Source organism: Agromyces italicus DSM 16388, assembly GCF_000421545.1.
In the GTDB taxonomy this organism is placed as follows: Bacteria; Actinomycetota; Actinomycetes; order Actinomycetales; family Microbacteriaceae; genus Agromyces; species Agromyces italicus.
This window is the reverse complement of sequence record NZ_ATXF01000011.1, coordinates 49,072-74,594: the sequence shown is the minus strand read 5'-3', so window position 1 is coordinate 74,594 and position 25,523 is coordinate 49,072. Positions and strand designations below refer to the sequence as shown.

Annotated in this window: 21 protein-coding genes and 1 tRNA gene; 5 read left to right on the top strand and 17 right to left on the bottom strand. The window is 66.2% G+C overall.

Going from position 1 to position 25,523, the window contains the following annotated elements:
• The first annotated feature begins 1 nt into the window (after window position 1).
• Both H516_RS0116215 and H516_RS0116210 read left to right on the top strand, forming a co-directional pair.
• The gene (locus H516_RS0116215) at window positions 2-970 is read left to right on the top strand and encodes a metallophosphoesterase (protein WP_022890756.1); all 969 of its coding nucleotides are present in this window, start codon (window positions 2-4) and stop codon (window positions 968-970) included.
• Between the two features lie 106 nt (window positions 971-1,076).
• Window positions 1,077-1,150 (top strand) — tRNA-Pro (locus H516_RS0116210).
• 51 nt (window positions 1,151-1,201) lie between these two features.
• Here the strand turns inward: H516_RS0116210 and H516_RS0116205 are convergent.
• Window positions 1,202-2,503: a UDP-glucose dehydrogenase family protein gene (locus H516_RS0116205; RefSeq protein WP_022890755.1), complete on the bottom strand. Its 1,302-nt coding sequence runs from the start codon at window positions 2,501-2,503 to the stop codon at window positions 1,202-1,204.
• Between the two features lie 175 nt (window positions 2,504-2,678).
• Between H516_RS0116205 and H516_RS0116200 the strand changes: the two genes are divergently transcribed.
• A complete protein-coding gene (locus H516_RS0116200) occupies window positions 2,679-5,075 on the top strand; it encodes a cell wall-binding repeat-containing protein (RefSeq protein WP_157432300.1) in 2,397 nt (798 codons plus the stop codon).
• Between the two features lie 105 nt (window positions 5,076-5,180).
• On the opposite strand, the gene H516_RS0116195 is transcribed toward H516_RS0116200, so the two are convergent.
• From H516_RS0116195 to H516_RS0116180, 4 genes are all read right to left on the bottom strand, one after another.
• Window positions 5,181-6,266, bottom strand: a complete 1,086-nt coding sequence (locus H516_RS0116195) for a DUF418 domain-containing protein (RefSeq protein WP_022890753.1) — start codon at window positions 6,264-6,266, stop codon at window positions 5,181-5,183.
• Entirely contained in the window at window positions 6,263-7,114 is an 852-nt protein-coding gene (locus H516_RS0116190) for a universal stress protein (RefSeq protein WP_022890752.1), read from the bottom strand. The genes H516_RS0116195 and H516_RS0116190 overlap by 4 nt, the downstream gene beginning before the upstream one ends.
• Before the next feature lie 65 nt (window positions 7,115-7,179).
• On the bottom strand, window positions 7,180-8,724 hold the full coding sequence (locus H516_RS0116185) for a hypothetical protein (protein ID WP_022890751.1): 1,545 nt from the start codon (window positions 8,722-8,724) through the stop codon (window positions 7,180-7,182).
• Window positions 8,721-9,500: a glycosyltransferase family 2 protein gene (locus H516_RS0116180; RefSeq protein ID WP_157432299.1), complete on the bottom strand. Its 780-nt coding sequence runs from the start codon at window positions 9,498-9,500 to the stop codon at window positions 8,721-8,723. The genes H516_RS0116185 and H516_RS0116180 overlap by 4 nt, the downstream gene beginning before the upstream one ends.
• A gap of 61 nt (window positions 9,501-9,561) precedes the next feature.
• On the opposite strand from H516_RS0116180, the gene H516_RS20685 reads away from it, so the two are divergent.
• Window positions 9,562-10,011: a GtrA family protein gene (locus tag H516_RS20685; RefSeq protein WP_051138875.1), complete on the top strand. Its 450-nt coding sequence runs from the start codon at window positions 9,562-9,564 to the stop codon at window positions 10,009-10,011.
• A 1-nt stretch (window position 10,012) separates the two neighbouring features.
• The gene (locus tag H516_RS20680; protein ID WP_022890748.1) at window positions 10,013-10,435 is read left to right on the top strand and encodes a VanZ family protein; all 423 of its coding nucleotides are present in this window, start codon (window positions 10,013-10,015) and stop codon (window positions 10,433-10,435) included.
• Between the two features lie 93 nt (window positions 10,436-10,528).
• Here H516_RS20680 and H516_RS0116165 read toward each other — a convergent pair whose 3' ends face one another.
• The 12 genes from H516_RS0116165 to H516_RS0116110 all read right to left on the bottom strand — a co-directional run bounded on the left by H516_RS0116165 (window position 10,529) and on the right by H516_RS0116110 (window position 25,519).
• Window positions 10,529-11,557 carry an LCP family protein gene (locus H516_RS0116165; protein WP_026378910.1) on the bottom strand — a complete coding sequence of 343 codons (1,029 nt, stop codon included), beginning with the start codon at window positions 11,555-11,557 and terminating at the stop codon, window positions 10,529-10,531.
• Window positions 11,558-11,703: 146 nt separating this feature from the next.
• Window positions 11,704-12,702, bottom strand: coding sequence for a UDP-glucose 4-epimerase GalE (gene galE / locus H516_RS0116160; protein ID WP_022890747.1), 999 nt, complete (start codon window positions 12,700-12,702; stop codon window positions 11,704-11,706).
• 97 nt (window positions 12,703-12,799) lie between these two features.
• A complete protein-coding gene (locus H516_RS20675) occupies window positions 12,800-14,503 on the bottom strand; it encodes a DUF4012 domain-containing protein (protein ID WP_169513531.1) in 1,704 nt (567 codons plus the stop codon).
• Between the two features lie 259 nt (window positions 14,504-14,762).
• Window positions 14,763-16,196, bottom strand: a complete 1,434-nt coding sequence (locus H516_RS0116150; protein ID WP_157432298.1) for a lipopolysaccharide biosynthesis protein — start codon at window positions 16,194-16,196, stop codon at window positions 14,763-14,765.
• On the bottom strand, window positions 16,168-17,628 hold the full coding sequence (locus tag H516_RS0116140; RefSeq protein ID WP_022890745.1) for an O-antigen polysaccharide polymerase Wzy family protein: 1,461 nt from the start codon (window positions 17,626-17,628) through the stop codon (window positions 16,168-16,170). The genes H516_RS0116150 and H516_RS0116140 overlap by 29 nt, the downstream gene beginning before the upstream one ends.
• A gap of 50 nt (window positions 17,629-17,678) precedes the next feature.
• Entirely contained in the window at window positions 17,679-18,926 is a 1,248-nt protein-coding gene (locus tag H516_RS0116135) for a glycosyltransferase (protein WP_022890744.1), read from the bottom strand.
• A gap of 8 nt (window positions 18,927-18,934) precedes the next feature.
• Entirely contained in the window at window positions 18,935-19,522 is a 588-nt protein-coding gene (locus tag H516_RS0116130) for a sugar transferase (RefSeq protein ID WP_022890743.1), read from the bottom strand.
• A complete protein-coding gene (locus H516_RS0116125; RefSeq protein ID WP_022890742.1) occupies window positions 19,503-20,411 on the bottom strand; it encodes an NAD-dependent epimerase/dehydratase family protein in 909 nt (302 codons plus the stop codon). The genes H516_RS0116130 and H516_RS0116125 overlap by 20 nt, the downstream gene beginning before the upstream one ends.
• Window positions 20,408-21,403, bottom strand: coding sequence for an ATP-grasp domain-containing protein (locus tag H516_RS20670; protein WP_022890741.1), 996 nt, complete (start codon window positions 21,401-21,403; stop codon window positions 20,408-20,410). Before H516_RS20670 ends, H516_RS0116125 begins: the two co-directional genes overlap by 4 nt.
• Before the next feature lie 107 nt (window positions 21,404-21,510).
• The gene (locus H516_RS0116120; RefSeq protein WP_157432297.1) at window positions 21,511-22,716 is read right to left on the bottom strand and encodes a DegT/DnrJ/EryC1/StrS family aminotransferase; all 1,206 of its coding nucleotides are present in this window, start codon (window positions 22,714-22,716) and stop codon (window positions 21,511-21,513) included.
• On the bottom strand, window positions 22,713-24,563 hold the full coding sequence (locus H516_RS20665) for a polysaccharide biosynthesis protein (protein ID WP_245561862.1): 1,851 nt from the start codon (window positions 24,561-24,563) through the stop codon (window positions 22,713-22,715). Before H516_RS20665 ends, H516_RS0116120 begins: the two co-directional genes overlap by 4 nt.
• Window positions 24,554-25,519 (bottom strand): hypothetical protein, encoded by a 966-nt coding sequence (locus H516_RS0116110; RefSeq protein WP_157432296.1) that lies wholly within the window; start codon window positions 25,517-25,519, stop codon window positions 24,554-24,556. The genes H516_RS20665 and H516_RS0116110 overlap by 10 nt, the downstream gene beginning before the upstream one ends.
• Between the last annotated feature and the right edge of the window lie 4 nt (window positions 25,520-25,523).

The window sequence follows — 25,523 nt, the reverse complement described above, 5'->3', positions numbered from 1 at the left end:
CATGCGTCTGACGCCCGTCGCGCGGATCGCCCTGGCGATCGGCGCGGCGGGCGTCGCCGCGTTCGCCTGGGGTTCGCTCGTCGAGCGGACCCGCTGGACGCTTCGCCGTGCCGAGGTGCCGGTGCTGCCGGCGGGCGCCGAGCCGATCCGCATCCTGCACCTCTCCGACCTGCACATGGCGCCGTGGCAGCGCGACAAGCAGGAGTGGGTGCGCGAGCTCGCCCTGCTCGAGCCCGACCTCATCGTCGACACGGGCGACAACCTCGGCCATGAGCGCGGCCTCGAGGGTATCCGCCGCGCATTCGAGCCGTTCGCGGGCATCCCCGGTGTCTTCGTCAACGGCTCGAACGACTACTTCGGACCCACCCCGAAGAACCCGTTCGCGTACTTCGCCGGCCCATCGCGTCTCCGCCGAACGGCGAAGCGGCTCGACATCGAGGCGCTGCACGGGTTCTTCGCCCAGCTCGGCTGGCAGGACCTCGACAACACCGCCGCCGCCCTCGACCTCCGCGGCACGCACTTCGAGTTCTTCGGCGTCGACGACCCTCACAAGGGCTACGACCGACTCGACCTCATCGCCGGAGCGATCGACGAGCTCCGCGCCGACGACCCGCTCGGCGACGAGAGCTGGCTCGACGAGACCCCGCAGCGCACGACGCGGCCGACCGTGACCATCGGCGTCGCGCACGCGCCGTATCAGCGCGTGCTCAACTCCTTCGTGAACCACGGCGCCCAGCTGATCTTCGCCGGGCACACGCACGGCGGCCAGGTCTGCGTGCCCGGGTACGGTGCGCTGGTCACGAACTGCGACATCCCCCGCAGGCAGGTGAAGGGGCTCAGCGTCTGGCGTCACGGCCTGCGGTCGGCGTTCCTCAACGTCTCCGCCGGTCTCGGCACCTCGATCTTCGCGCCCGTCCGCTTCGCGTGCCCGCCCGAGGCGACGCTCATCACACTGGTTCCCGCCGAGTAATAGGGCATCGGATGTCTCGGCGCGGATCCCGCGCGACGGGCGGCGCCCGAACTGGTCAGCGCGAGCAGAATTATCGGCTATCCTTGTGGAGGCCCTGACGGGCCACCGGGGTGTGGCGCAGCTTGGTAGCGCGCGTCGTTCGGGACGACGAGGTCGCAGGTTCAAATCCTGTCACCCCGACCGGTGAGAAACCCCCTCCGCGAGGAGGGGGTTTCGTCGTTCTCCAGGAGCCTAGGGCCGCCCGATCCCCCGGTACTCCCAGCCCGCCGCCCGCCAGGCCGCGGCGTCGAGCACGTTGCGCCCGTCGATGATGCGACGTCCGGCGACGAGGCGGGCGGTCTCCACCGGGTCGAGTGCGCGGTACTCGCGCCACTCGGTGACGAGTACGACGAGGTCGGCGCCGCGCAGTGCCTCGCCGGTCGAGGTCACGTAGTCGAGCTGGGGATGCCGGACCCGCGCGTTGTCGATGCCCTCGGGGTCGGTCGCGACGACGTCGGCGCCGAGGCCCTTGAGCTGCACGGCGACGTCGAGCGCGGGCGAGTCGCGCACGTCGTCGGATTCGGGCTTGAACGTGACGCCGAGCACGGCGATGCGCTTGCGGTGCGCACTGCCGTCGAGCGCGGCGACGGCGAGGTCGACCGCACGCTGCCGTTGGCGCAGGTTGATGGCGTCGACCTCGCGGAGGAATCCGAGCGCCTCGCCGCGGCCGAGTTCTTCTGCGCGAGCGGTGAAGGCGCGGATGTCCTTCGGCAGGCATCCCCCGCCGAACCCGACCCCGGCGTTGAGGAAGCGCCGGCCGATTCGGGCGTCGTGCCCGATGGCGTCGGCGAGCGCGGTGACATCGGCGCCCGAGGCATCCGCGATCTCGCTCATCGCGTTGATGAAGCTGATCTTCGTGGCCAGGAAGGCGTTCGCGGCGACCTTGACGAGCTCGGCGGTCGCATAGTCGGTGATGATACGCGGTGTGCCCGCCTCGATCGCGGCGCGGTACACCTGGTCGAGCACGGATGCCGCGTGGTCGTCGCCGACCCCGTACACGAGCCGGTCGGGCTCGAGCGTGTCGCGCACGGCGTAGCCCTCACGGAGGAACTCGGGGTTCCAGGCGAGCGAGGCGTGCGGCGCCGCGTCGGCGAGCCGCGCTGCGAGCCGTGACGCCGTGCCGACGGGTACGGTGCTCTTGCCGACGACGAGCGCACCGTCGGCGAGGTGGGGCACGACGGCGTCGAAGGCCGCGTCGACGAAGCGCAGATCCGCGGCGTTGCTGCCCGTAGCCTGCGGCGTGCCGACGGCGAGGAAGTGCACTTCGGCTTCGGCCGCGTCGGCGATCTCGGTCGAGAACCGCAGCCGCCCCGTCGCCGTCGCCGAGCGGAGGATCTCGGCGAGGCCCGGCTCGAAGAACGGGGGCCGCGCGGCCGCGAGCTCGGCGATCTTCGCCTCGTCGACGTCGATGCCGATGACGTGGTGCCCGAGTTCGGCCATCGCCGAGGCGTGCACGGCGCCGAGGTAGCCGCAGCCGATCACCGAGATGCGCATTTCGGGTCCTTTCGAGATGAGGCATCCCATTCTCGCGCATGCGCCTCGACGCACGTCTCCTGAACGGCTTCGGCACCCGCCCGGGCGGGGCCGTGGAGGTCGGACGACGTCATGTGCGCGCACCTGTGCTAGGTGGTTGCTAGTTTGAGTGCCGACCCGAATCGAAAGGTGCTCGATGTCCACAATCCCCTCTCGCACACTCTTGGCCGTCGTCACGGCCTTCGGCGTGTGTCTGACCGCGATCGCCGCCCCTGCTGCGGCGCTTGCGGAGCCGCTCACGCCGAGTTCCGTCGGCGTCTCCGAAGTGTCCGCCGGGAGCGGGTTCGTCGTCGATGACGCACCCGTCGCCGAGACGCCCGAGATGGGCGAGTACGCGGCCGAGAACTACCTCTCCGCAGCCAGTGCGCTGCCGAGCGAGCTCGTCGCCGCCCTCGAGAGCGATCTGGGCCTCACCCCGTCCGAGTACCTCGCCCAGTCCGACGCCGCGGTCGACGCCGGCGACGTGCTCGACTACCTTTCGACGCTCGGCGTGCCCACCGACGACGCCGTGCTCGAGGGAACTGAACTCACGGTGCTCGTCGACGACGAGGCCCAGGCCGAGGCCGTCGCCGCCGTCGGCGCGACGGCCGTCTTCGAGCCGATCGAGGGCATGGGCGCCGACTTCTCCGACGTCACGTTCACCGCTGCGGCAGACCTGGTCGGCGGCACCGGATGGACGTACGACGTCGGTGACCGCAACGGCGACGGCAAGAGTGACGGCTACAGCCTCTGCTCGGTCGGCTTCAACGGTCGCGCGACCTCGAACGGCGCGCACCAGTTCGCGACGGCGGGCCACTGCCTCGACGGCCAATCGACCGACAGCACGCCGCTCTACGCGCTGACCCAGTCGAAGCCGGCCGACAGTCTGACCGACGTCGGCACCCACCTCGGCTCGCGGGTGCCTGGCACCGTCAAGTACGGCTCGAACGTCGACTCCGCGCGTGTCGCCGTCGCTGCCGGCTGGACGCCGAAGCCCACGGTCTCGACGTGGGGCGGCGGCAAGGGCGCTCCGACTGCAGGTACGCCCGTCACCGTTCGCGGCGCGACGCCGGGCGTGGTCGGGGCGAAGCTGTGCAAGTCAGGTCGTACCACCGGCTGGACCTGCGGTACCGTGCAGGGCTTCCAGACCGTCGAGGTCGGCGGCCGCACCGTCAACTCCGTGGTCGCGAACGTCTGCGCCATCCCCGGCGACAGCGGCGGCGCCGCGCTCGTCGGCAACTACGCGGTCGGCATCACCTCGGGCTCGAACGCGAGTGACACCGCCTGCGCCACGAAGCCGCTGGCCGCGTTCTTCGCGATGAGCTCGTCACGCGGACAGGACGTGCTCGAGTACAACGCCGGCTGGCAGCTCTCGGTGGCCGTGAACACGCCGACCGTCAACGCCCCGAGCTACAACCGCGTCTTCGCAGGCGGATCGCTCGCGGGCTCGGTCGCCCAGGCGCCGAGCGGCACGGTCGTGTCGCTGTACGTGGACGGTTCGACCACGGCGACGTCGACGTCGAAGCTCACCAAGACCGGCGGCGGCTTCTCGCTTCCGCTGACCGGCGTTGCGGCCGGCGCGCACAAATGGAGCATCGTCGCCGGCTACGGCAAGTACTCGAAGTCGAGCGCAGCGACCGGCACCGTGACGGTGCTGGCGACGCCGAAGGTCGATCGACTCGCCGGTGCCGACCGTTACAGCACGGCGATCGCCATCTCGAAGGCGGCGTTCCCCACGACCGCTCCCATCGTGTACGTGGCCGCCGGCGATGGATTCGCCGACGCGCTCGGTGCCGCGCCGGCAGCGGCGAAGGGCGGCGGACCGCTGCTCCTCACGCCGAAGAGCTCGGCCCCGGCGGCGCTGCTGACCGAACTGAAGCGGCTGAAGCCGCAGAAGATCATCGTCGTCGGCGGCACCGGCGTGGTCTCGTCCTCGACCGCAAGCGCATTCGGCAAGATCGCTCCGGTCACCCGACTCGGTGGCGCCGACCGCTACGCGACCAGCCGCAAGGTCGTCGACTACGCGTTCCCGTCGGCGACGACGGCCGTGTACGTCGCGTCGGGAGCGAACTTCCCCGACGCGCTCGGTGCGAGCGCCGCGAGCGCCCGCTACAGCTCGCCCGTCGTGCTGACCCCGGGCAAGTCGCTCGATTCGGCGACCAACGCGCTCGTCAAGCGTCTCGGCGCGAGCAAGATCCGCGTGGTCGGGGGCAAGTCGATGATCTCCGATTCGGTGCTCAACGCACTGAAGGGTTATGCGAGCGACACGAAGCGTGTTTCCGGCAGCGACCGATTCGGCACCGGTCTCGCCATCAACAAAGACGCGTTCTCCTCGAGCAGGCGCGTCTTCGTGGCCAACGGCATGAACTTCCCCGATGCCCTCGCCGGTGCGGCGTTCGCCGGCGGCGTGAAGGCCCCGCTCGTCCTCTCGCCGGCGACCTGCCTCGCCGATGGCACGAGGAACGAACTGCTGCGACTCGGTGCGAGCCAGGTGACCCTCCTCGGTTCCAACGGCGTGCTCAACGGCAACGTCGCCACACTGCGGGAGTGCTGACCCCGAGCTCGTGATCAGGAGCCCCTGCGATCCCCCTGGGAGCGCAGGGGCTCCTGCGTTCTCGCCGGACGCTGCGACGTGCGGCACGCGCCCGGTGCGCTCGAATCAGACCTCGCCGCGCCCACGCCCGCTTGCCGCACGCAGCAACCGCTCGAGCGGCCCGCGACCGAGATACCGCCGCCAGAGCCACGCGAACGCCATCCCTCCGACGATGAGCCCGACCGTCAACGCCCAGGAGTCATCGGTCACGACACCGTCTTCGACCCGCTTGGCCGCCGAGATCGCCACCAGATGCAGGGTGTAGATCGTGAGCGGCATGGCCCCCATCGCGGTCAACGGCGCGAGCACGGGCCTCGCGATCCGTGTCACGGCCGGACGGGCGCGCGCGGTGAGCGCCACCATCGTCGCAACGACGACGAGTCCGACGCCCACGTTGCCGAGCGCGAGCGCCGAGGCGGAGATCGCGTGCTCCGCGGGCGATGCGGTGGCATCCGCTTCGGCGGGCAGCAGGCGCGTGAGCGGAAGCATGACGACCGCGGTGAGCGCGCCCACGAGCGCGTAGCGCGGCACCGCCCGTGCATCCGCGGCCCCGAGTCGCGCGAGCCCGAGGCCGATGAGCATCACCGGCACCCACACGATCACCGGGTACGCGCCGGTGAGCAGCCAGTCGAACAGGAGACGCGCGTCGCCCTCTCGCGCCGCCATCAGCTCGGGGGCGTACTGCGCAGCCATCGCGAGGCCGGGTGCGACCGCGAGCAGCGCCGCGCCGAGGCCCAGTGCGACGCGGGCCGGCAGAAACAGCAACGGCAACATGATGAGGAACGCCACGCCGTAGACGTCGAGGATGATGAACACGAGCGGGTGGAGCGTCGCTCCGATGATGAGACCCAGTGCGATCAGGATGACGGCGCGCACGGCGAGCTGGCGGCGCAGCACCCAGCGGCCCTGCGTCACGGGGCGGATGCCCCCGGTGAGGAACCCGAGCCCGAACCCGGCGGTGAGCGCGAAGAGCAGCCGCGGCCGTTCGTCGGCGATCGCGATGAGCTCGGCGAGCTCGGGGGTCGCCGCGGCCGGCGCGACGTGGGCCACGAACATGCCGGTGAGGGCGAGGCCGCGAGCGGCGTCGATGCCGTCGACACGGGGCTCCGGGCGGTCGCGCACCCGCGCGCCCAGCCCGGCGGGGGCCGTCACCGCACGACGACCGTAGGGGCCTCGAGGCGGGCGAGCACGCCGTGGCTGACCGAGCCGAGCAGGAACCGCGCGAGGGCGCCTCGCCCGTGGCTTCCGACGACGAGGAGCTCGGCCTCGGCTGCGGCATCGGCGAGGGCGATGACCGGGTCGCCGGCGACCACCCGGCGATCGATCTCGAGCCCCGGGCGGGATCGTTCGAGCGGGGCGAGCGCATCGGCGAGCACCTCGTGCGCGGCCCGCGTGAGGTCGTCCATGGCGAATGCGGAGACGCCGTAGCCGTACTCGCCGCCGGCCATCAGCGCGAGATCCCACGCGTGCACCGCGATGAGCGGGCAGCCGAGCCGCTCGGCCTCGCCGGCCGCGAATTCGAGTGCTCGCGCCCCGACGTCCGAACCGTCGATGCCGACGGCGACGCCGGATCGCGCGGAGACGTCGATGTCGGGCACGACCGCGACCGGGGCGTGGCTCGCCGCGGCGATGCGGAGGCTGTGCACACCGCGCCGGCTCGGCCGCTTGCCGCCGTGCGAATCGCTGGCGACGACGAGGAGTTCGGCGTCGCGCGAACGCTGCTCGAAGTGGGTGATCGGGGAGCCCTGCTCGAGGTCGGAGACGATCTCGAGCGACGGGTCGACCGCACGGGCGGCCTCGGCCGCGACCGCCAGCGACTCGCGGGCGGCGTCGATCACCGCGAGGAGCAGATCGGCGTCGCCGCTCGCTTCGATCGCCTCGTCGACGACGTGCAGGAGCCGCAGCCTCGTGCGGCGAGCGACGGCCTGCTCCGCGGCCCACCGAACGGCCAAGAGGCCCGCGCGTTCGGCAACGCTCACTCCGACGACGATCTCCTTCATGCGGCGACCTCCTCGACTCCATCTTCACGCGGATGGGGTCGCTGCGCCAGAGGCGGCCTGGCGGGTCAGGGAGATGGCGCCGCGCAGACGCGGTAACGACCCGCCTCGAGCAGGGGGTCGCAGCTCTCGGGAAGACGTGCGGCGTGCCAGAGCTGGAGGTCGCCCCGCACGGCGTCACCGGCGTCGACGAGCCCCGAGTGCGCCCCCGACAACACGACGATGACGACCTCGGAGCCCCACGGACTCGCAAACCACTCGGAGCCGAGTTCGGCGACGCGACTCGCAGCCGCACGCTGGTCGGTGAGCGTCTCCCCCGTCGGGTAGCCTGGCTGCAGAGTGCGGCCCCAGACGGATGCCACGAGCAGGGCGATGCCCGCGACGGCGAGTGTTCCGGCGACGGCCTTACGCGCCCGCTCGGCAGGCGCTCGCTCGGCACCCCGCAGTGCGATGCGGCCGAGCGTGATCGCTGCGGCGGCGAGCACCGGAGCGAACGCGAGCACGGCCGGCGCCGGATGGCGCAGCCAGGTCGGCGTGTGCGATGAGAGCAACCACCACGCAAGGTAGCTCGCGAGACCGAGGAACGCGACACCGATCACGACGGCGAATTCGCGAAGGCTGACGCGCGCATGCCCGACCACTCCGAGCGACCGCGGCTCGCGCAACACAACTCTGGCCCCGGTGACCGCAAGTGCAAGCGCGATGGCGATCACGATCGTCACGAGCCACCACGGCAGATGCCAGGCCGAGAACATCGCTCCGAGCTTCTCGATCGGCGGCACCGCGAACCCATGTTGCCCACCGCCGAGCAGGAATCCCGCGAAGTTCCGCAGGTTCTGAAGGTAGCCGGCCCAGCCGAGCGACGCGAGCTTCACGAGCTCGAACACGACCGTCGGTGCCGCGGCGCATGCGGCGGCGGCGAGCACGCGCGGCAGCGCGCCGCGAGCCCGCTGCAGGATGCTCGACCCGGGCTGGTCGAGCAGCGCGGCGATCGCGAACGCCGGCAGAGCCAGCGCCGCGATGAACTTCGTCTGCATGGCGAGGCCGACGAGGAGACCGGCGAGCCAGGGCCGGCGATGCAGCACGAGCAGCGCGGCGACGAGCAGCCCCGCCGCGCTGACCTCGCCGAGCAAGTCGATGGGGGTCTGGATAGGCGACAGCCCCACATCGGCCGCGTAGGCGAGGGGCAACGCCGCTGCCGCAAGGCCGGCCCAGCGCCCGCCGAGGCGCGCGCCGAGCAGCGCAAGGCTCACGATGAGCAGGAGGTAGCCGGCGAGCCCGACGAGGCGGCCCGCGACCACCGGGTCGAGGCCCGCGCCGATGAGGCCCGCGACCGGCAGCAGCATCGTGGGCCCGGTCGAGATGCGCACGTCGAACGGGGTGAGCTCGCTGCCCGAGAGGGTGCCGTCGCTCGTGTAGCCGAGACCGCGCAGCAGGTTCAGCGGCACGGTGAGGTTGAAGGCCTCGTCCTCCCAAAGGCGCACGGTCGTGAACGCCGACGCGATGACGACGACGTTCGCGACGACGAGCACGGTCGCGATGACGGTCCAGAGGAAGGTCGCGCCACTGATGCGCCCGCTGCGCCCGAGCGTGTACGAGGCGACGAAGCTCAACGTGCCCGCCGCGGGCTCAGCGACACCCGCCAGAGTTCGCCGGCCGCGGCACGGGCGAAGGTGCGCAGCCGCCTTGGGGGCAGCATCGGGGCGCGCCGCGCCGGGGCATCCGTCTCTGCCCACATGGTGCCCTGCTCGTCGCCGCCGCGACGCGGCAGGCTCGCCACCCGCAGGTAACGTACCGCGAGGCCGCGGCGGGCTTCGGCGAGCGAGAAGTGCACGTGCGGCACCAGCGCATCTGCGGGCACAGCGGTGACGAGCGTCGTCAGCACCTGTGGCCGATAGGCGCGCAACGGCGTGTTCACGTCGGGGATGCGGCGGCCCGCGACGACCGTCACGATGCCCCCGACGCCGGCGGTGAGCACGCGGCGGAACCACGGGTCGGTGCGCCCCGTTCGAACTCCGTGCACGACGTCGGCTCCGGTGTCGAGGGCCGCTTCGACGAGGCGCGCGACATCGGCTCCGGAGAACTGCCCGTCACCGTCGATGTGCACGATCAGCTCGGGCCCGAGCCCGAGCCCGGTACGGTAGGCGGCGAGGGCCGTGGGCCCGTGCCCCCGGTTGACGTCGGCGGTCTCCGACCGGAGGCTCGTCAGCTCGCCTGCGAGGGAGGAGAGCACTGTCGCCGTGGCATCCGTCGACCGGTCGTCGATGACGACCAGGTCGAGCCGATGCGTCAGCGGCGCGAGGTGTTCGTCGAGCTCGGTGAGGAATCCGGCGATGCCGGCCGCCTCGTTGTACGCCGGCATGACGACGGCGAGGTGATTCAGGCGCACGCCATCTCCCACAGCGACCGCCGTGCGCGGGTCGCACGGCTCGAGTAGTAGCGTAGTCGAGATGTCGAAACGAGCCCGCTGGCGCCGTCTTGCCGGGCTCGGGGCCCGGTTCCTCACTGTTGGCGCGATCAGCACCCTGATCGAGGTGGCGGTGTTCAACGTGCTCTACCTCGCGCTCGGGTGGGACGTGGTGGCCGCGAAACTCGTCGCCTCACTCGTCGCGCTCGTGAACGCGTACTTCGGCAACCGCGAGTGGACGTTCAAGCACCGCGATCGCCGTGGCCGCATCGCCGAGGTGGTGCTGTTCGTGCTCGTGAACGCCGCCTGCACGGCGCTCGGCGCCCTGCTCGTCTGGGCGGGAGTCGAGGCGGCGGCGCTCGTGCTCGACCGCGAGATCGGCCCGTACATCGTGAACGCGGTGAACCTCGTGAGCATCGTGGTCGTCGTGCTCGTGCGGTTCACGCTCTACCACTCGATCGTGTTCCGGCCCGGGGCGCCGAAGGCGAGCTGAGGTGCGCACCGCTGTCGCCGCGCGCTGCGCCCTCCTGCCCTACCTCGTCGCGGTCGGGCTCATCGTGTTTCTGCCGGCGCCCGAGGCGGGCCGCGTGACCGGGCTGGTCGCGTGGGCCGCCGACCTCGTCGCCACCGTCGGCGTGCCCCGCGAGCCCGCGGCGGTCGTGATCGAATTCGCCGCGAACATCGTGCTCTTCGTGCCGTTCGGCGCGCTCGTCGCCGTCGCCTGGCGCGGGCTGCCCGCGTGGGCGGTGATCGCGCTCGGCTTCTCGACGAGCCTCACGATCGAGCTGGTGCAGCTGAGCCTGCCGACGCGGTTTCCGACGGTGAGCGACGTGGTCGCGAACACCGCGGGGGCGGCGGTCGGAATCCTCGTGGTCGGTGTGCTGGCACGTCGGCGGGTGGCCTCACCAGCTGGTTGAGGAGCGAGCGCACCCAGTGGGTTGAGGAGCGAGCGCACCCAGTGGGTTGAGGAGCGAGCGTCAGCAAGCATCTCGAAACCCCTTTCGCATGTTCTAGCCAGCCGCGGATTCCGCGAGAACCTTCGCGGCGAACTCGTCGAGCGTGCCCCTCGCGAATGCAGCCTGAACCTCCGGGAGTCGTGCCCCGTCGAGCACAACGATCGATTGCCCATCGTCAGAGGTGCCCGTCCCCGAGGTCGGCAGCGTGAAGAATGTGATGTCATCGCCGCGTACCTCGCGCAACTCGAGGCCGAGCCCGCCGGCATACCCGCTCGTGAGCTCCCGGTCGACGGTGAGGAACGGCGCGATGGCGCCGATCGATTCGCCGATGCGGGCGGGATTCGTGAGCGTCTCGCTGCTCAAGAATCGGTTGATGATCGCTCGCAGGTACAGCTGCTGGTTGCGGACCCGCTGGTAATCGCCGTCATCGAAGGCGTAGCGCTCGCGCGTGAAGACGAGCCCGTCTTCACCGTTGAGATGGATGAACCCCTCATCGAAGACCAGCCCTGGTTTTTGTGAGCTTTCGAAGGCGATCGGGTTGCTCACATCGACACCGCCGAGCGCGTCCGTGAGTCCCTTGAACCCTTCGAAGTCGATGATGGCGACGTGGTCGATCCGCGATCCGGTGAGCGACTCGACGGTCTGCACCGCGAGCGGCACGCCGCCGTACGACAGCGCCGCGTTGATCTTGGCGCTCCCATGCCCGGGAATGTCGACCCACGTGTCGCGCATGATCGACATGACCGTGACATTCTGCCGATCGGCCGGCACGTGCACGATCATCATCGTGTCTGATCGCTGCCCTTCGAGGTCATCGATATCGTCGACCTCTCCGCGCGTGTCGGAGCCGAGCAGCAGGATATTCTGCGCCCCCGCCGCGGCGCCCGTGGGCTCTGCCGGCCGCGATGACTCGTCGGGAAATGCCTTGTCGATCTTCTCGGTGCCACTGTCGAATTTCGATGCAACCGAAGCCGCCCAGATCGTGCCCATCGCTACGGTGCCGAGAACGGTGACCCCGATCACGATGAGAGTGATTGAGAGTCCACGCCGTCGGCGCGTCGGAGCGAGGCTGGTTTCAGTCACCGTGCGAGATTATTCGTCAATCCTGAGTGAGTCGGGTGAACTGCCGCCCGGTGAACGCAGCTATCAGCCACACTACGGCTCTCCCCGCCAGCTGTTGGGTCCTGTGCAGAGAGTGTCTGGAACTCGCGGTTCGAAGCCGCGAAGCGCTACCCGTGCAGGGTCTTCTGCCACTTCCAGCTATCCTCACAAGCATCCGCGACCGTACGGCGAGCAGTCCAACCGAGCTCGGTCGCGGCCTTCGCTGCGTCGGCATAGCACGACGCCACATCCCCCTGGCGTCGTTCCCCGATGATGTATTCGATGGGGTTTCCGGACGCTCGCTCGTACTCATGGATAAGTTCCAGGACCGACGTACCTCGACCTGTACCCAGGTTGAACGTTTGGACGCCCGGTCGTAGTCCCGCGACCGCAGCGAGATGGCCATCCGCGAGATCCGTCACGTGGATGTAGTCTCGTACGCCGGTGCCATCCGGAGTCGCGTAGTCGTCTCCAAAGACGACGACGTGATCTCGTGCCCCGACCGCCGCCTCGGCAATCAGAGGGAACACGTTCGTCGGCCTACTGGACGGGTCTTCACCGATGAGCCCACTCTCATGTGCACCGATGGGATTGAAGTATCGGAGGAGCGTGATCTCAAGCTCCGGATGGGCGTTCGCCGCATCCTGAAGGAGCAACTCCGCGATGTATTTCGTCCGCCCGTAGGGATTCGTCAAGCCGAACCCGACCATGCTGTCCTCCGTCAGCGGCAGTCGTTCTGGAGCTCCGTAGACCGTCGCCGACGAACTGAACACCAACCGGTTTACTCCGTTCGCGGCCATGCGCTCTAGGAGGCGCATGGTACCGCCAACGTTGATGTCGTAGTACTTGAGCGGAGTGTGGACCGAATCGCCGACGGACTTTGCGCCAGCGCAGTGGATGACGGTATCGATCCCCTGCTCGAGAACAGCATCGAGGGCATCGGGTGATCTCACGTCTCGTGTGACTCTTTGAGGCGCGATCCCTGTCACTCGACGGATCCGCTCCACAGCCGTGGCACGGCCTGTGGATTCGTCATCGAGGATTACGACTTCGTGGCCATCGGAGATCGCACTTACCGCCACCTGTGATCCAATGAATCCCAAACCTCCGGTGATGAGGATGCGCATGCAGTCGGGCTCCTTTCTGGTTATCGCTGCCCGATGGGCGGGCTCGGTGCGCGAAGGGTCCCGAACCGCAACGACGTACTCGCACTTCCAAACCTGTTCAGCATCGCGGCTCGCTCACACTCACCGGGGTATTTCGTACCATCGGAGTGTGCCTCACTTCAATCGGGCCACCTTCCTCGCCACCCTCGGGACCAGTGAACGTGAATCCGACCTCATGGACGGACAAGGGCCCGCTTCGGACTTCCACCTTTACGGCAGGGCGGCCGAGATGGTTGCCGGAGCTGAGAATCTCGGCCGGAGTGCCATCAAGCGTCACAGCCGTCAGCGAGCCGCCGACCGGACCGTAAAGCACGAGATACGTGCTGATCGTATCCGGCGCGAAATACGGACCTCTGACGTAATCGGGCAGACCTGCGGCCGTCGCCTCATCGAGCGCGGACGTGAGCGTGACAGTGCCGGTGAACTTCGGCGGAGCATTGACCTCACACCGTGTCGCGTGCGCCACGATGGCCATGTCGATGTAGTAGTCCTTTTTAGACGCCGTGTTGTCATTCACGAAGACGCCCAAAGTGGTGACTTCTTCGTTCGTTGTCGGCAGCCGCCCTGCGATGCTGGTTCCAGCGATGGCATCGGCTTCGGCGTCGCTCGAGGGGGCGTACATCAGACGTCTTTCGTCCACAGCCCGGGCGAGTGCGGCGACGAGCGCCTGCGGCTCGGCGCCGCCCCGAGTGAGCGAGGTGAACACGGTCCCCGCCGTCGCCGCGAAGAAGGCATCCTGCATCGAAGGTTCTTCGTAGCGGAAATACACCTCATTCAATAGGAGCGATACCGCGTTCTCAGCGGTGAGCTGTTCGCCCGTAGTGAGCGTCAGCGGTCCTGTGGCGGTCAGGAGATAGCTGAGAGCAACCGGGTCGAACGAAATCACGCCATCGATGGGTGTACCAAAGGTTTCAGCCCAGTATGCCCGCATCAATGCCGCGGAGTATGTGAAATCGGGCGTCATCGTGATGTCGGGGATCCATCGACCAATCTTGTCGCCATAGATCGCGACTGCCTCGGGGTCAAGCTCCATCACCGGCGTGGAGCGAGCGTTCTCGAAATCAAAGCTGGAGGCCTGCTGCGCAATCGAGACGGCACCGCCGTCGACTCTGAGGACGAGGAGAGCCGCGGGGTTGCCGCCAAGACTGCGCGCCTCGGAGTTGCCTTGGAACATCATCAGGTAGCGGCGCGGCCCATCGGCGCCGAGCGCGGCTGGCAGCACCCGCAGGGTTCGCTGAGCCGTCTCGAGGATCGGCTCGCCGTTCGCCACCGTGTTGTCGAGTTGCTCGATCCCATCAGCAACCGGATCGAGCAGCTCACCGCGGTCGATCGTGTCGAGTTCTTCGGCGACGGCGCGAACCGTAGCTGTGGCGCCGTCGACGACGTCAGCGAGCTCCGCCAACGAGGCCAGATCGAATGCTCCATCGACTGGTTTGAGCGCATCGAGACTCAGCGCAGCGGCCGGTTGGACGGCACCCTTGACGAGCTCGTCGGTCGACTTCGCAGCCAGTCGCACAGCTTCGAGGTTCGACCCGAGCACCGGTACCCATTCGAACGCGCGCCAAAGCGGCGAATCGGTTTGGGCACGAGCCTCCGCTGTGTGATCCGCGAGCTCGTCAGCTGTGGCTGAGGCGGTGGAATCGCCTGCAACGATCTGCGCCTGGACCCTCTGCGCGAGTGGGATCGCCTGTTCGAGTGAACCTTTCGCGGCGAGGGCACGTGTCGCTAGCACGATCGCGATGACCGTGAGCGTGACGACCACCACGGCAATGCATACCGGAACCCATAGCCGAGCGCTCTTCATCAGCGGTCGCTTCGTCTTCGCCTGTGATCGTCTACCCACTCGAGGAATCCTAATCGGCCGTGGCTAGACGGACGTCGAGGCCGGCGGAAACGGCCGCTGATGGACCGCTGGACTCCTTGATCGATGACTCGGGGCCGCACGCGAAACCGGCACAGCCCTCCCTCCAAGGGTGACGCATCGCGATTCGATGACCATTCTGAGCCATTGGTCCGATGTGTTACATCGCAGAACGAAGCGCGGCCGCACCATCCGCGAATCTCCGGTGCACACCGAGCCAGTAGCCTGCGCAGACCAGCCCATAGCCCAGCATTCCGAGAGGCAGGGGAAGCCAGATGGTCGTTACAAGGAAAACGCAGACCATCGACGCATCGATGACGGCCCAGCTCAGCCATCGACCACCGATAATGCGCGTGAGGACTGCCTCCGAAACGGCACATCTGATGGCGGTGACGAGAAGCACTGTCGCGAGTGTGAGCTCGATACTGTGAAACACCGATGCGCCCAACCACGAGAGCGGCACGATCGCGGCGACACTCGCAATGTTGATCCACATCAGTGTCCGTTCCCGTCGAATCGCCTTGAGGAAGTTCGAGGCGAGCACCCGGAGCCGCGCTTCATACACGAAGGCGGGGAACAGGATCGAAAGGAACAGAACCGCGGGCCCATAGTCGGGGATGAGCCAGTCGACGGCCGCGGCGACCACGTAGAACAAGAGCAGAATGGCAAAGAGAACCGGGGTGATCACAGACCGAGCTGCCTCGAAGAGCGTCGGATAGCGCCGTCGATCGAGCCGACGCAAGGCGGGGAACACAGTGATCGACAGCGACATTACGACGACGAGCAGCATGTTCGAGACGTTGAACGCGAGACTCACCATGCCGAATTCTTCGATTGACCAATATTGCTCGACGACAAAGCGAGCCACACCCGGAACGAGGATCACCGAGAGGTTCGCAACCAGCACCATCGAGCCGGCACGCACGTTCGCGCACGTTTCAGACACGACACCCTTGAACGAAGGCCAGCGACTGAACACCAGCGACCTCTCAACGACGACTGAAACGGCGAGTGCGATGAGTTTCGCTCCGAGGTCGGCCAACACGAGCCAGTAGAGTTCCCGCACTCCGAGGGCGATCAAGCCGACTGTGAAGACGCAAGCGAGAACACGATCTATCGAGTTCAGCATTGCGAATCGACTCAGCTCGTTCGCAGCCTGGGCAGAACTCGTCACAAGCGTCCGCGGAATAAACAGCATGGATCCAAGTGCCGCGGCCCAGAGGAGGACCTCGTTCACGGAGTCCGTCTCGAATTGAGAAGAGATATATGCGATCAGCCCCAGCATCGGGGTAACGAGAAGGCCGAGTATCCAGAACTGCGATGAGATCGATCCTGCGCGGAGGTCCCTGCGAAGACTCCCCGCATACCGTAGGAGCACGCCGTCGGTGATGCCGAATGTCACGTACCCCAGATAGAGGGAGAAGAACTGGTAGAGCTGCCAGTAGCCGTACTCTTCGGTCGTGAGAACGAAAGGAAGTCCGAATATCAGGACCGAGTTCGCAAGAAGTCCGGTCAGGTTCGACCCAAGCACATACGTGAATCCGCGGATGAACCTCTTCGAGCCCTCAGACAACGTGCCTCGATCGATCGACACGGGCCACCCCGAGGCGCCCCTGATACCCCGAGAAGGTCCAGACGACCAGCATCAGAATCAGGACAGCCAGCACCGGTGGGCTGAACGGCAGGACGACCCATTGGGTCAGACTAGCTCGCGGCGCGAAGAGCAACTGCTGTACCAGCAACAGCGAGAGGAGACGCGCGAACCAGCCTCGCTGCATCCACCGTGGGATGACCATGAGGATGGCCCCGAGAATCAGGGCGCCGATGGCAAGGCCGGCGAATCCGAAGTCCACAATCAACTCGGCGACGAAGCTCGAGCCGTAGCCGCTACCCGTCAGATATACCTGCGGCATCACGATGTAACTGATGGTGTGAGCAAGCTGGTGTCCGTCCGCAGCCCGTTCCGCGCTCTGACCGACGAATTCCTGGCCGCTCCCGAAGAGGGGGGCAACGCGCGACATCCAGAGCTCGATTGGGGACCCGAAAGAATAGTACCGGCCCTGGGGTATCAGACTCTCGAACTCTTTGACGTAGCCGATGACGTTGACACTCACGCCCTGGTCAAAAAAGAAGTCGACGATCCCGAACCCCGGGAAGGTCGAGCCTGTCGTGCGCCCTCGCAACTGGTTAACGAGACCCAGAAGAGCGACCATCGGCAGGAAGGCGACCAGAGCGACCGCGACGCCGCGCCCCGTGATCCAGCGCCTACCAGTCGTTTCGGTTGCGTTCCGGAAGAACACGTAGACGAGAACCGTCAGCGCGCCCAACATGAAATCCGCGCGCTGCCAGGTCAGCAGCGATGTCGCTAGCGCCCCGAGGTAGGCCGCGCTCGCGATTCCGACATGGCGCCGCGAGGGCATCGTCGCCAGATACCCGAAGAAGGCCACGTCGAGCACTGAGGCGAGGACCGCGATTGGAAGCGGAAGAGGCGACTGGTAGTTCAGTCGTACTTCGTAGAATCCGGAGCTTCCGACGAAGCTCGCGAGTGCCAGCGATTGCAGCGCGTAGCTCGGCACCGCGAAAGCGAGAAGGACGATCGCCGTGGTTCGGAGAGGTCGGATCCGTGCCGGATCATCTCGACTCATCGTGGTCTTGGGCGCGCGGGCGAGAAGTGCGACCGCCATTGCACCGAGCATCATCCCCAGACACGCGACGAAGATCGCTGCAATCGAGTAGGACACAATCGCTGGGTCCCGAAAGTTGGTCCCGAGTATCCCGACTGCCCGCCCTTCGCTTCCGAATACTGCGGCGATGACCATTCTCCCGACGAGGAAGACGACCATACATGCGACGAAAGCCCCGAGCGCGTATCGCGTGTCCAGACCTGACAGAACCCAGATGCCGATGGACAGAATGAGTGCCAGCAGCGCTCCGAGTAATGGGAGTGGCTCGTTCGCCATCCATGCGAACGCCGCAGCGACACTCGCTAGCAGAACGAGCAGCCACACCACCGCGTTCGATACCATCCGGGAGTTGCTGACAGGGCTAGCCCCGCTCGATGGCACGAGCGCAGCCCTCATGTCATTCCCGCGATCTCATGCGCAAAGCTCCGATAGTTGGAATCTGCGTTCCAGTTTTCCTCCCATGCCGCCCGCGACGCGTGCGCCACCGCCGCATACTGAGAATCAGTGAGCGCGAAGAGCGCGAGAAGACGGTCAGCCAATACGGATCCGTCAGCGCCCGCCGCGACGAGCCCCTGGAACATGTCGGCCGTGATCAATTCGCGTGTCCCACCTACATCGGTGGCCACGACCGGGAGGCCAACGCTCATCGCCTCCATAATCGAGACAGGCACGCCCTCGCTCGAAGACGCATTGACGAACACCGTCGCACGATTACCGGCGTACCATTGGCGGACCTCGATATTGCTCAGATGTCCGAGGAACGCGCAAAACTCCTGAAGCTTGAGCCTCTCCACATGTCGAGTGAGGCGGTCAACGTCGGACTGCTTTCCACCTCCGATGTGAGTCCATACCACGTCGTGCCCCGCGGAACGCAGGATCCCAACGGCATCGGCGATGACGTCGAGGCGCTTGAGCCCGCGGACCGTCGAACAGGTGACGATCCTCAACTGCTCACGGGAGGCACGCACGCTCGCAGTGACCGCTGGCGATCCGAGGCGTCGAGTCTGGACCTTTCGCGCGAATGCGGGATATCGGGCTCGAAGGTAGTTCGAAGCGGAATCGGCGACTGGGTAGACGTGGTCCGCCCCCTCGAGCAGACTCTCGCGCATCGGCAGGTAGTTCAACCTCGAGGCGGAGACATTGACGTCGTACCCGTGAGCCCTCGAGACGAGGATGGCGCGCCCGCGGAATGTCTGGTTCTTGAGTGCGACCCCGATTCGCGCGGTCACGTAGAACCAGTAGCTGTAGATGACGATCGAAGAGCCCACCGGAATTCGACCAGCCATCAACGCGCGCTCGATCTGCTCGAAAGCACCGAGAGCACGCCCCTCGAAGTACCGGTCGTACGCCGAGCGCAGAGGATGTCGTACCGGCCCAAAGCGTCGATCACGATGCCGCGGAGCAGAGTCGGGCCGGAGAAGCGCGCGCATCTTCGCGGTTCGCGACAATCCGAGATCAAGATCTAGGACATCCACTCCGACCGGGAGCGAACGCGTTGTCGTCATCCCCGCCGTCTTCATCGTCGGCACTACGACCACCTGGTCGAAGTGCTCGGCGAGTACTTCGATCTCCGCCTCCAGGTATTCCTCGCCCTTGAAGTAGGGAAAGTAGTTCGTGAGAAGGATCAGTGTAGAAGACATTTCGCCTATCAGTTCTGGTTGACGTTCTCCGCGCGCGCCACAGTCTTGATCGTCGTGAACACGATCTGCAGATCAAGCTTCAGAGATACATTCTCGACGTAGTAGGTGTCGAGTCGGATTCTGTCGTCACGAGTCGCTCGGTTCCTCAGCTTGGCTTGACTCAGACCGGTGAGTCCGGGTCGGACCCTGAACTTTTGGCGGAAGGCATCGGAGTATGTGTGTTCGTTCCCCAGTGGGCTTGGCCTCGGACCGATGAAACTCATCTCGCCTCGGAGAACGTTGATGATCTGAGGAAGCTCATCGAGGCTGCTGCCGCGAAGGAATCTGCCGAGGCGAGTGACACGTGAATCTGTTGAGGCGTTGAACGTCGATCCATCGGGATTCCGGATGTCGGGCGCCGCGACGTGCATCGTGCGGAACTTGAACATGCTGAACTCGCGCATGTGCAGACCGAGCCGATTCGACCTGTAGAAGACCGGTCCTCGGTCATCCAATTTGATCGCGATTGCGATAACTGCCGCAGCGACACCGAGCAATGGCAAGAGCGCGATGGCAAGCAGCACGTCCGCCGCGCGCTTAATAATCGATCGGTACATCCCCGCCCCTTCGACGCATACCCTCGGAGATCGCGCTCATCGCCTCGAGCATGGAAATCCTCGAGACGAAGTCGATCTCCGAGGCGGCCCTTGCAACGTTCATCACAGAACTCTTTATTCCTTCAGTCGCCGTAGAGTCAGCCATGACAGTCCCGGCCCGGCTACGGAATCCTTCATTGACTGCCATCGCGACATCGAGATTCGTCAATCCCACGCCCGATCCGATGTTCAACGTACCGCGAACGCGCCGCTGCGCGAGGCTGAGCCTGATCGCCCTGGCCGCCTCGCCTGCGTAGAGGAAGTCGCGCTCGGCGATGGCCGGTGCGTTCAACGGCAGTGGCAGCTTGTTGTACGCCAAGCGCATAAAGCGGTTGATCATGTAGTTGTTGTGTTCGCCCTCGCCGAACAAGTGAGCAAGCCTCAGGTTAACGCAGGCGTCAAAATCGACCGCGCGTCTCTCGACGAGAAACTCCCCGGCGAGCTTCATGATTCCGTAGTACGAGTTCGGATGAGGCTTGACGGATTCAGGCCAAGGCAACGATCCACCCGTGCCGTAGACCGAAATGGACGACGCGTTGACAAACGCCCGAACTCCGGCATCCGCCGCGGCGTCGAGCACTTTCGAGACGAGCAACGTATTCGCCAACTGCGGTTCCACTCCGCCCATCGGGCTTCGCTGCGCAGCGAGGTTGACCACCGCGTCGCATGCGGAGAAGGTCCGGGTCAGGTCGGCGGGATCGTCAGGTAAGCGAAGCCAATCAGAGTTCGTGGTCTCGGGTCGATTCCGCGAGAGCACAATCATGTCCAGGCCATGCCTCGAAAGCTCGGATTGGAGGTGGCGCCCGAGGAGCCCGGTCCCTCCGACGATCGCAATCAGAGGTGAGCTCATTCCGGCACCGCGGATATCGAGTAACCGATCTTCTCGAAGCGCCCGTTCACCGAACGGATCTCGTCGCCCTGATTGTAGTAGGTGCCTCCGAGCGGCCCTCCCACCCAACCTGAATAGTCGGCGCTCCCCCCGGTCGGTTGACAGATGAAGTCGAGCCGGTGCGGGTGTGCTTTGGTCGGCTCGAAATCTCGCACGGACGGCTGCCGTCCATCGATGGTGTGCTCGATCGCGATCGAAAGCAGGTCGACGCCCGTAGCCGCCCGGATCAGTCTCCAAAGGTGGCAGCCGTCGAGTCGCGGCGCCACTTCCACGAGACGAGGGCGCCCGCCTGAGAGCTTGACCTGCGCGTAGACCGAGCCATGTTCGATGTTCATTCGATCAACGACCGTCTGCAGCAGAGCATGGACTTCCGACTCAAGTTCGGAAGATGCCCACACCGACGGCCACCGATGCGCGCTCACCAATCCGACGAACGCCGGCCACGTCTCCCTGTCTGACACTGCAGTGAACACGACACGCCCATCGACGACATAGCCGTTGGCAGACAGTTCTGGTCCGTCGAGGTATTCCTCCAGAATCGCGTGCCCGTCTCGGCTCGCCGCTTGGGCGGCAGCCACCGATTCTCGCAGGGACTCTCTGTCCTCAGCCAGCGCGATCGCGCGCTGCCCCTGCGCAGATGCGGGTTTCACGAAGACCGGCAACTGGGCCGTTTCGAGCCGTGCCAGATCCCCCGGACCGATCACCTCGAATCCGACCCCAGCCTGCGACGACGCAAGCCTCTCACGCATCCGCCCTTTCGAATTGCAAAGCTCAGCGGTGATCGAACTCACCAGTGTCGGCAGCTCCAATTGTTCGCTCACGTCGGCAGCAACGATCCCGGCGATATCTGAACCGACTGAGACAACGGCGTCGGCCTCGACCGATCTCGCAAGCCCTACGACCGCCTCTCGATCCGAGAAATCGAGAATGCAAGAGTCGGTGGCCAGCCTCATCGCAGGCCCTTCCGATGCCGCGCAAACCACTGTCCGGTGGCCCAATCGGCTCGCTTCCCGCACGAGATCCGACTGCACGGCCGAAGCGCCGAGTACAAGTAGCGTCTTCACGAGATCTGGTTTATCGCGTTGCGGAAGGACTCGATCACATGGTCGACCTGTTCGTCGGCCATCGCTGAGAACAACGGCAGCGTCACCTCATTCGAGTATCGTTCGTGGGCCTTTGGAAAGTCCGCGATATCGAACCCCATGCGCCGATACGCGGTGAGCGTCGGCAGAGGTTTGTAGTGAACATTCGATGAAACGCCTCGTTCGGCAAGCAGTGATATCAACTCGTTCCTTTGCTCTACGCCGCGACCGGCCAGGTCGATCATGTAGAGGTGCAGGCTGGATTCACCGTCCGCCGTGGAGTGCGGGAGCGGCGCCACATCGAGATCCGCGAAGCCCGAGTCGTACGACAGGGCGACTGCACGTCGCCGTTCGAGCATCTCGGGATAGCGTCTCAGTTGCGACCGTCCGAGCGCAGCCATTATGTCCGTCATGTTGGCCTTATACCCGGGCAACTCGACGTCGTACTCCCAACCTCCGTTCCTCGCCTTCGCGAAGGCATCCTTCGATTGCCCATGGAGCGAGAGCAGCATGAAGTCACGGTACAGGGCTTCATTGTCGAGGCCGAGATCCGCTCGCCATGTGACGGCGCCGCCTTCTGCGGTAATCAAGTTCTTCACGGCGTGGAAGGAGAAACTCGTGAAATCCGCGACCGCTCCGCTCGTCTGCCCGCGCCGTGTCGCGCCGAACGAGTGCGCACCATCTGCGATGATCGCTATCCGCCCCAGAACTTCCTGCACTCGACCTTTGGGCAGGAACGATCGACGAGCGGATTCGGCGACACTGCGCAGACGGTCGTAGTCGCTGACGACACCGCCGACGTCGACGCCGATTACCGCCTTGGTGCTGGGCGTGATGGCCCGAGCCACGGCATCGGCATCGATGCCGTACCCGTCCGCCGCGATATCCACGAGGACGATGCGCGCACCGACGTGGTGGATGACGCTCGCAGTGGCCGTATAGGTGTATGCAGTGGTGATCACGTCGTCGCCCGGCCCAACTCCGAGCACTCGCAGCGTGAGTTCAAGAGCGGCAGTCGCAGAGTTCAGCACGACGGCGCGGTCGGTGCCGCACGCCCCAGCAATCTCCTGCTCGAACATCTTCGCTTGCGGGCCGGTTGTGACCCACCCGGACCGAAGAACTGCACTTACCGCGGCGATATCCTCTTCATTGATGTCTGGCGGCGAAAACGGGACATTGATCACTTTCGTTCCTCTCCCCGACGAACCTCGATAACGGCGGTCTGGTTATCGCGTGGGCTGCCTGCCATGCGTGCCATCCAACCGTCGAAGTCGAGCCGGTCGGGAGGGATGCTGTCGACTCGAGCGTGTGAGATCTTCGGGTGCAGCGGACGGGCGGTCGCCTCCGACGCGCCGATGAGCTCTTCGTGGAGCTTCTCGCCTTCCCTCAAGCCCGTGAACACGATATCGATGTCTCGTCCCGACATCTGGATCATCCGTTTGGCAACATCGAGGATGCGCACCGGCTCGCCCATGTCGAGAATGAGGACCTCTCCGGGCGAACCGATCCCACCTGCCTGGACGACAAGCTGGCACGCCTCCGGGATGGTCATGAAGTAGCGGGTCACATCCGGGTGCGTCACGGTCACGGGTCGACCGGCTTGAATCAGCGCGGTGAAGGTAGGCAGCATCGAGCCACGGCTCCCGATCACATTCCCGAAACGCACGGAGAGATAGCGGAGCGAAGTCTCAGCTGACATCCACGCGGTGAGCTTCTCAGCGACTCGCTTGGAGTGGCCCAACACGCTGGTCGGGTTGGCCGCCTTGTCCGTCGAGATGTTGACGAAGGTCGCCACGCCAACAGATCTCGCCGCCTTCAGGACGTTGAGGGTACCGAGCACGTTGGTCTTCCAAGCTTCCTCCGGATACTGCTCCAGCATGGGGAGATGCTTGAGCGCAGCGGCGTGGAATACGACCTCCGGCGTTCGCTCCTCGAAAACGGCATTCAGCGCCACTACGTCACGGATGTCCGCAAGCACGACGTCTCGCGTGTCGAGCAGCCCATGACCGAATGCACCCAACTGTGCGGCCTGCAAACCGGTCTCGTCGCGATCGAGCATGATGAGTTCCGCGGGCTCATACTTGACGATCTGTCGGCAGAGCTCAGAGCCGATCGATCCTCCTGCGCCTGTGACAAGCACGCACTTGCCCCGGAGATATCCGGCGATCGAGGCGACATCGGTGTCGACAGGGTGACGGCCGATCAGATCCTCGATCGAGAGATCCCGCAGGTCAGCGACGCTGCGTTCCCCCGAGAGGATCTCGTCGAGGCGCGGCAACACCTTGACTCGGAGGCCGAGGCGCTGTCCCTCGAAGTTGACGCGCTGCATGAGCTCCGTGTCCGCGCGACCGATCGCCACCACGAGAACCGAGGCATTCGTCGATTCCACCGCGCTCTGGAGGTCTTCGAATCTGCCTCTCACCGACACGCCCGAACGGCGGGTATTTCGCAAACCGGGTGCATCGTCGAGGTAGGCGACCGGAAGATACCGCGACTCGGTATCCGTCAGCATCCGCCGTGCGATGGTAGTGCCGAGGTAGCCCGCTCCATAAATGATCACCCGCTCGGCGTCGGCTCCTGGTCGCTGCCTGTGCTCGACGTACAGCCGCTTCAGGTATCTCACAGCGAACATGAGAACGAGCGCGATCGGTGCCGCGATGAGAATCGTGCTGCGAGGCAGGCCCAACGCCTCCCCGAATATCAGCACAGGTACCGCGAGTATCAGGGAGACGACGAGTACTGCACCGCTCAATGCCCGTACTTCGTCGAACGTCGTATACGTGAACCGCCCGTGGTAGAGCGAGAACATCCAGCCGATCACCCATTGCAGCACGACCGCGCCGGAAATGAAGAGCAGCGTCGAGACGATGGCGATCGAGTCGACTCTGAACTCATAGCGAAAGACCTGTGCGAGAAGGATCGCGACCGCCCACGCTGCGGCATCCAAGCCATACTGCGTGCCGAATCGTACGGACTTCATCTCGTAGCCACTTTCCATCAGCCTTCGATCCTTGCTGCTGATCACAGCCACGAACCCCCACCATCATCACTCCGTGCGAGCACATCGCCCACCCACATCCACACCGAGCCGTCGTCGCCCGACGCCACGGCCACTCCCCCGGCGCTGACGGAGGACTCGAGGCACGCCCCGCCGGCGCCCGCGGCGAGTGAGCCGCCATCCGCCGCCAACTCGACGAGTTGGGCCCCGGCGCATCCGTCGACATTCGCGACCGCGACCCGGTAGCCCGCGCCGCCGGCGGTGATCGCAACCGCGCCCGACACCGGCACCGCAGCGCCCCAGCTCGCCCCGGCGTCAGCCGTCGCGTGCACGGTCGCGTCGTCGCAGAGCACGGCCGCGGATGTCTCGTCGATCGCCGCGAGCTGAACGACGACGCCGCACGGGGCGGCGACGTCGCCGGCGGGCGAGTGCACGACGGCGCGGTCGGCCGGGTCGACGTACCACGACGCGACGAGCTCGTCGGGCGCGGGCTCCCAGGCCTCGCCGCCGGTGAACGTGCGCTCGTACTGAGGCGCGCACCCCTCTGCCGCGAGGCCGATCAGACCGATGAACGCGTCGCCGCCGGGCACGATGCGCTGCACAGCCGAGACGCCGGGCGCCTCGAACGCCTCCCAGTTCGCGCCACCGTCTTCGGTGACCTCGATCGTCGTCGGGTCGGGGCAGGTCGTGCTCGCCGCACGCACCGCCAGAGCGCCGTCGAGGGCGCCGAGCACGCGAGCGGGCACCGCGACCTTCGGCGCGGCCTCGGCAGGTTCGAATGCGGGCGTCTCGACCGGCGGTGTCGACGGGGCGGTCGCCGACGTGCTCGCCCCGGGCGTGCTCCCGGCGTTCTCGACGCCGCGGTTCTCACCGAGCGCGAACAGCACGAGCGCGAACACCACGACGCCGAGTGCGACGAGGCCGACGACCGACCACACCCGTCGCCCACTGCGCCCGTGGTGGTCGGGTCGTCGTGCTGATTTCGCCATGATG

Excerpts from the sequence above, each read along its gene's own strand:
- H516_RS0116215 (WP_022890756.1), top strand. The coding sequence starts at position 2 with ATGCGTCTGACGCCCGTCGCGCGGATCGCCCTGGCGATCGGCGCGGCG.
- H516_RS0116205 (WP_022890755.1), bottom strand. The coding sequence starts at position 2,503 with ATGCGCATCTCGGTGATCGGCTGCGGCTACCTCGGCGCCGTGCACGCC.
- H516_RS0116200 (WP_157432300.1), top strand. The coding sequence starts at position 2,679 with ATGTCCACAATCCCCTCTCGCACACTCTTGGCCGTCGTCACGGCCTTC.
- H516_RS0116190 (WP_022890752.1), bottom strand. The coding sequence starts at position 7,114 with ATGAAGGAGATCGTCGTCGGAGTGAGCGTTGCCGAACGCGCGGGCCTC.
- H516_RS20685 (WP_051138875.1), top strand. The coding sequence starts at position 9,562 with ATGTCGAAACGAGCCCGCTGGCGCCGTCTTGCCGGGCTCGGGGCCCGG.
- galE (WP_022890747.1), bottom strand. The coding sequence starts at position 12,702 with ATGCGCATCCTCATCACCGGAGGTTTGGGATTCATTGGATCACAGGTG.
- H516_RS0116140 (WP_022890745.1), bottom strand. The coding sequence starts at position 17,628 with ATGGTATCGAACGCGGTGGTGTGGCTGCTCGTTCTGCTAGCGAGTGTC.
- H516_RS0116135 (WP_022890744.1), bottom strand. The coding sequence starts at position 18,926 with ATGTCTTCTACACTGATCCTTCTCACGAACTACTTTCCCTACTTCAAG.
- H516_RS0116130 (WP_022890743.1), bottom strand. The coding sequence starts at position 19,522 with ATGTACCGATCGATTATTAAGCGCGCGGCGGACGTGCTGCTTGCCATC.
- H516_RS0116125 (WP_022890742.1), bottom strand. The coding sequence starts at position 20,411 with ATGAGCTCACCTCTGATTGCGATCGTCGGAGGGACCGGGCTCCTCGGG.
- H516_RS20670 (WP_022890741.1), bottom strand. The coding sequence starts at position 21,403 with ATGAGGCTGGCCACCGACTCTTGCATTCTCGATTTCTCGGATCGAGAG.
- H516_RS0116110 (WP_157432296.1), bottom strand. The coding sequence starts at position 25,519 with ATGGCGAAATCAGCACGACGACCCGACCACCACGGGCGCAGTGGGCGA.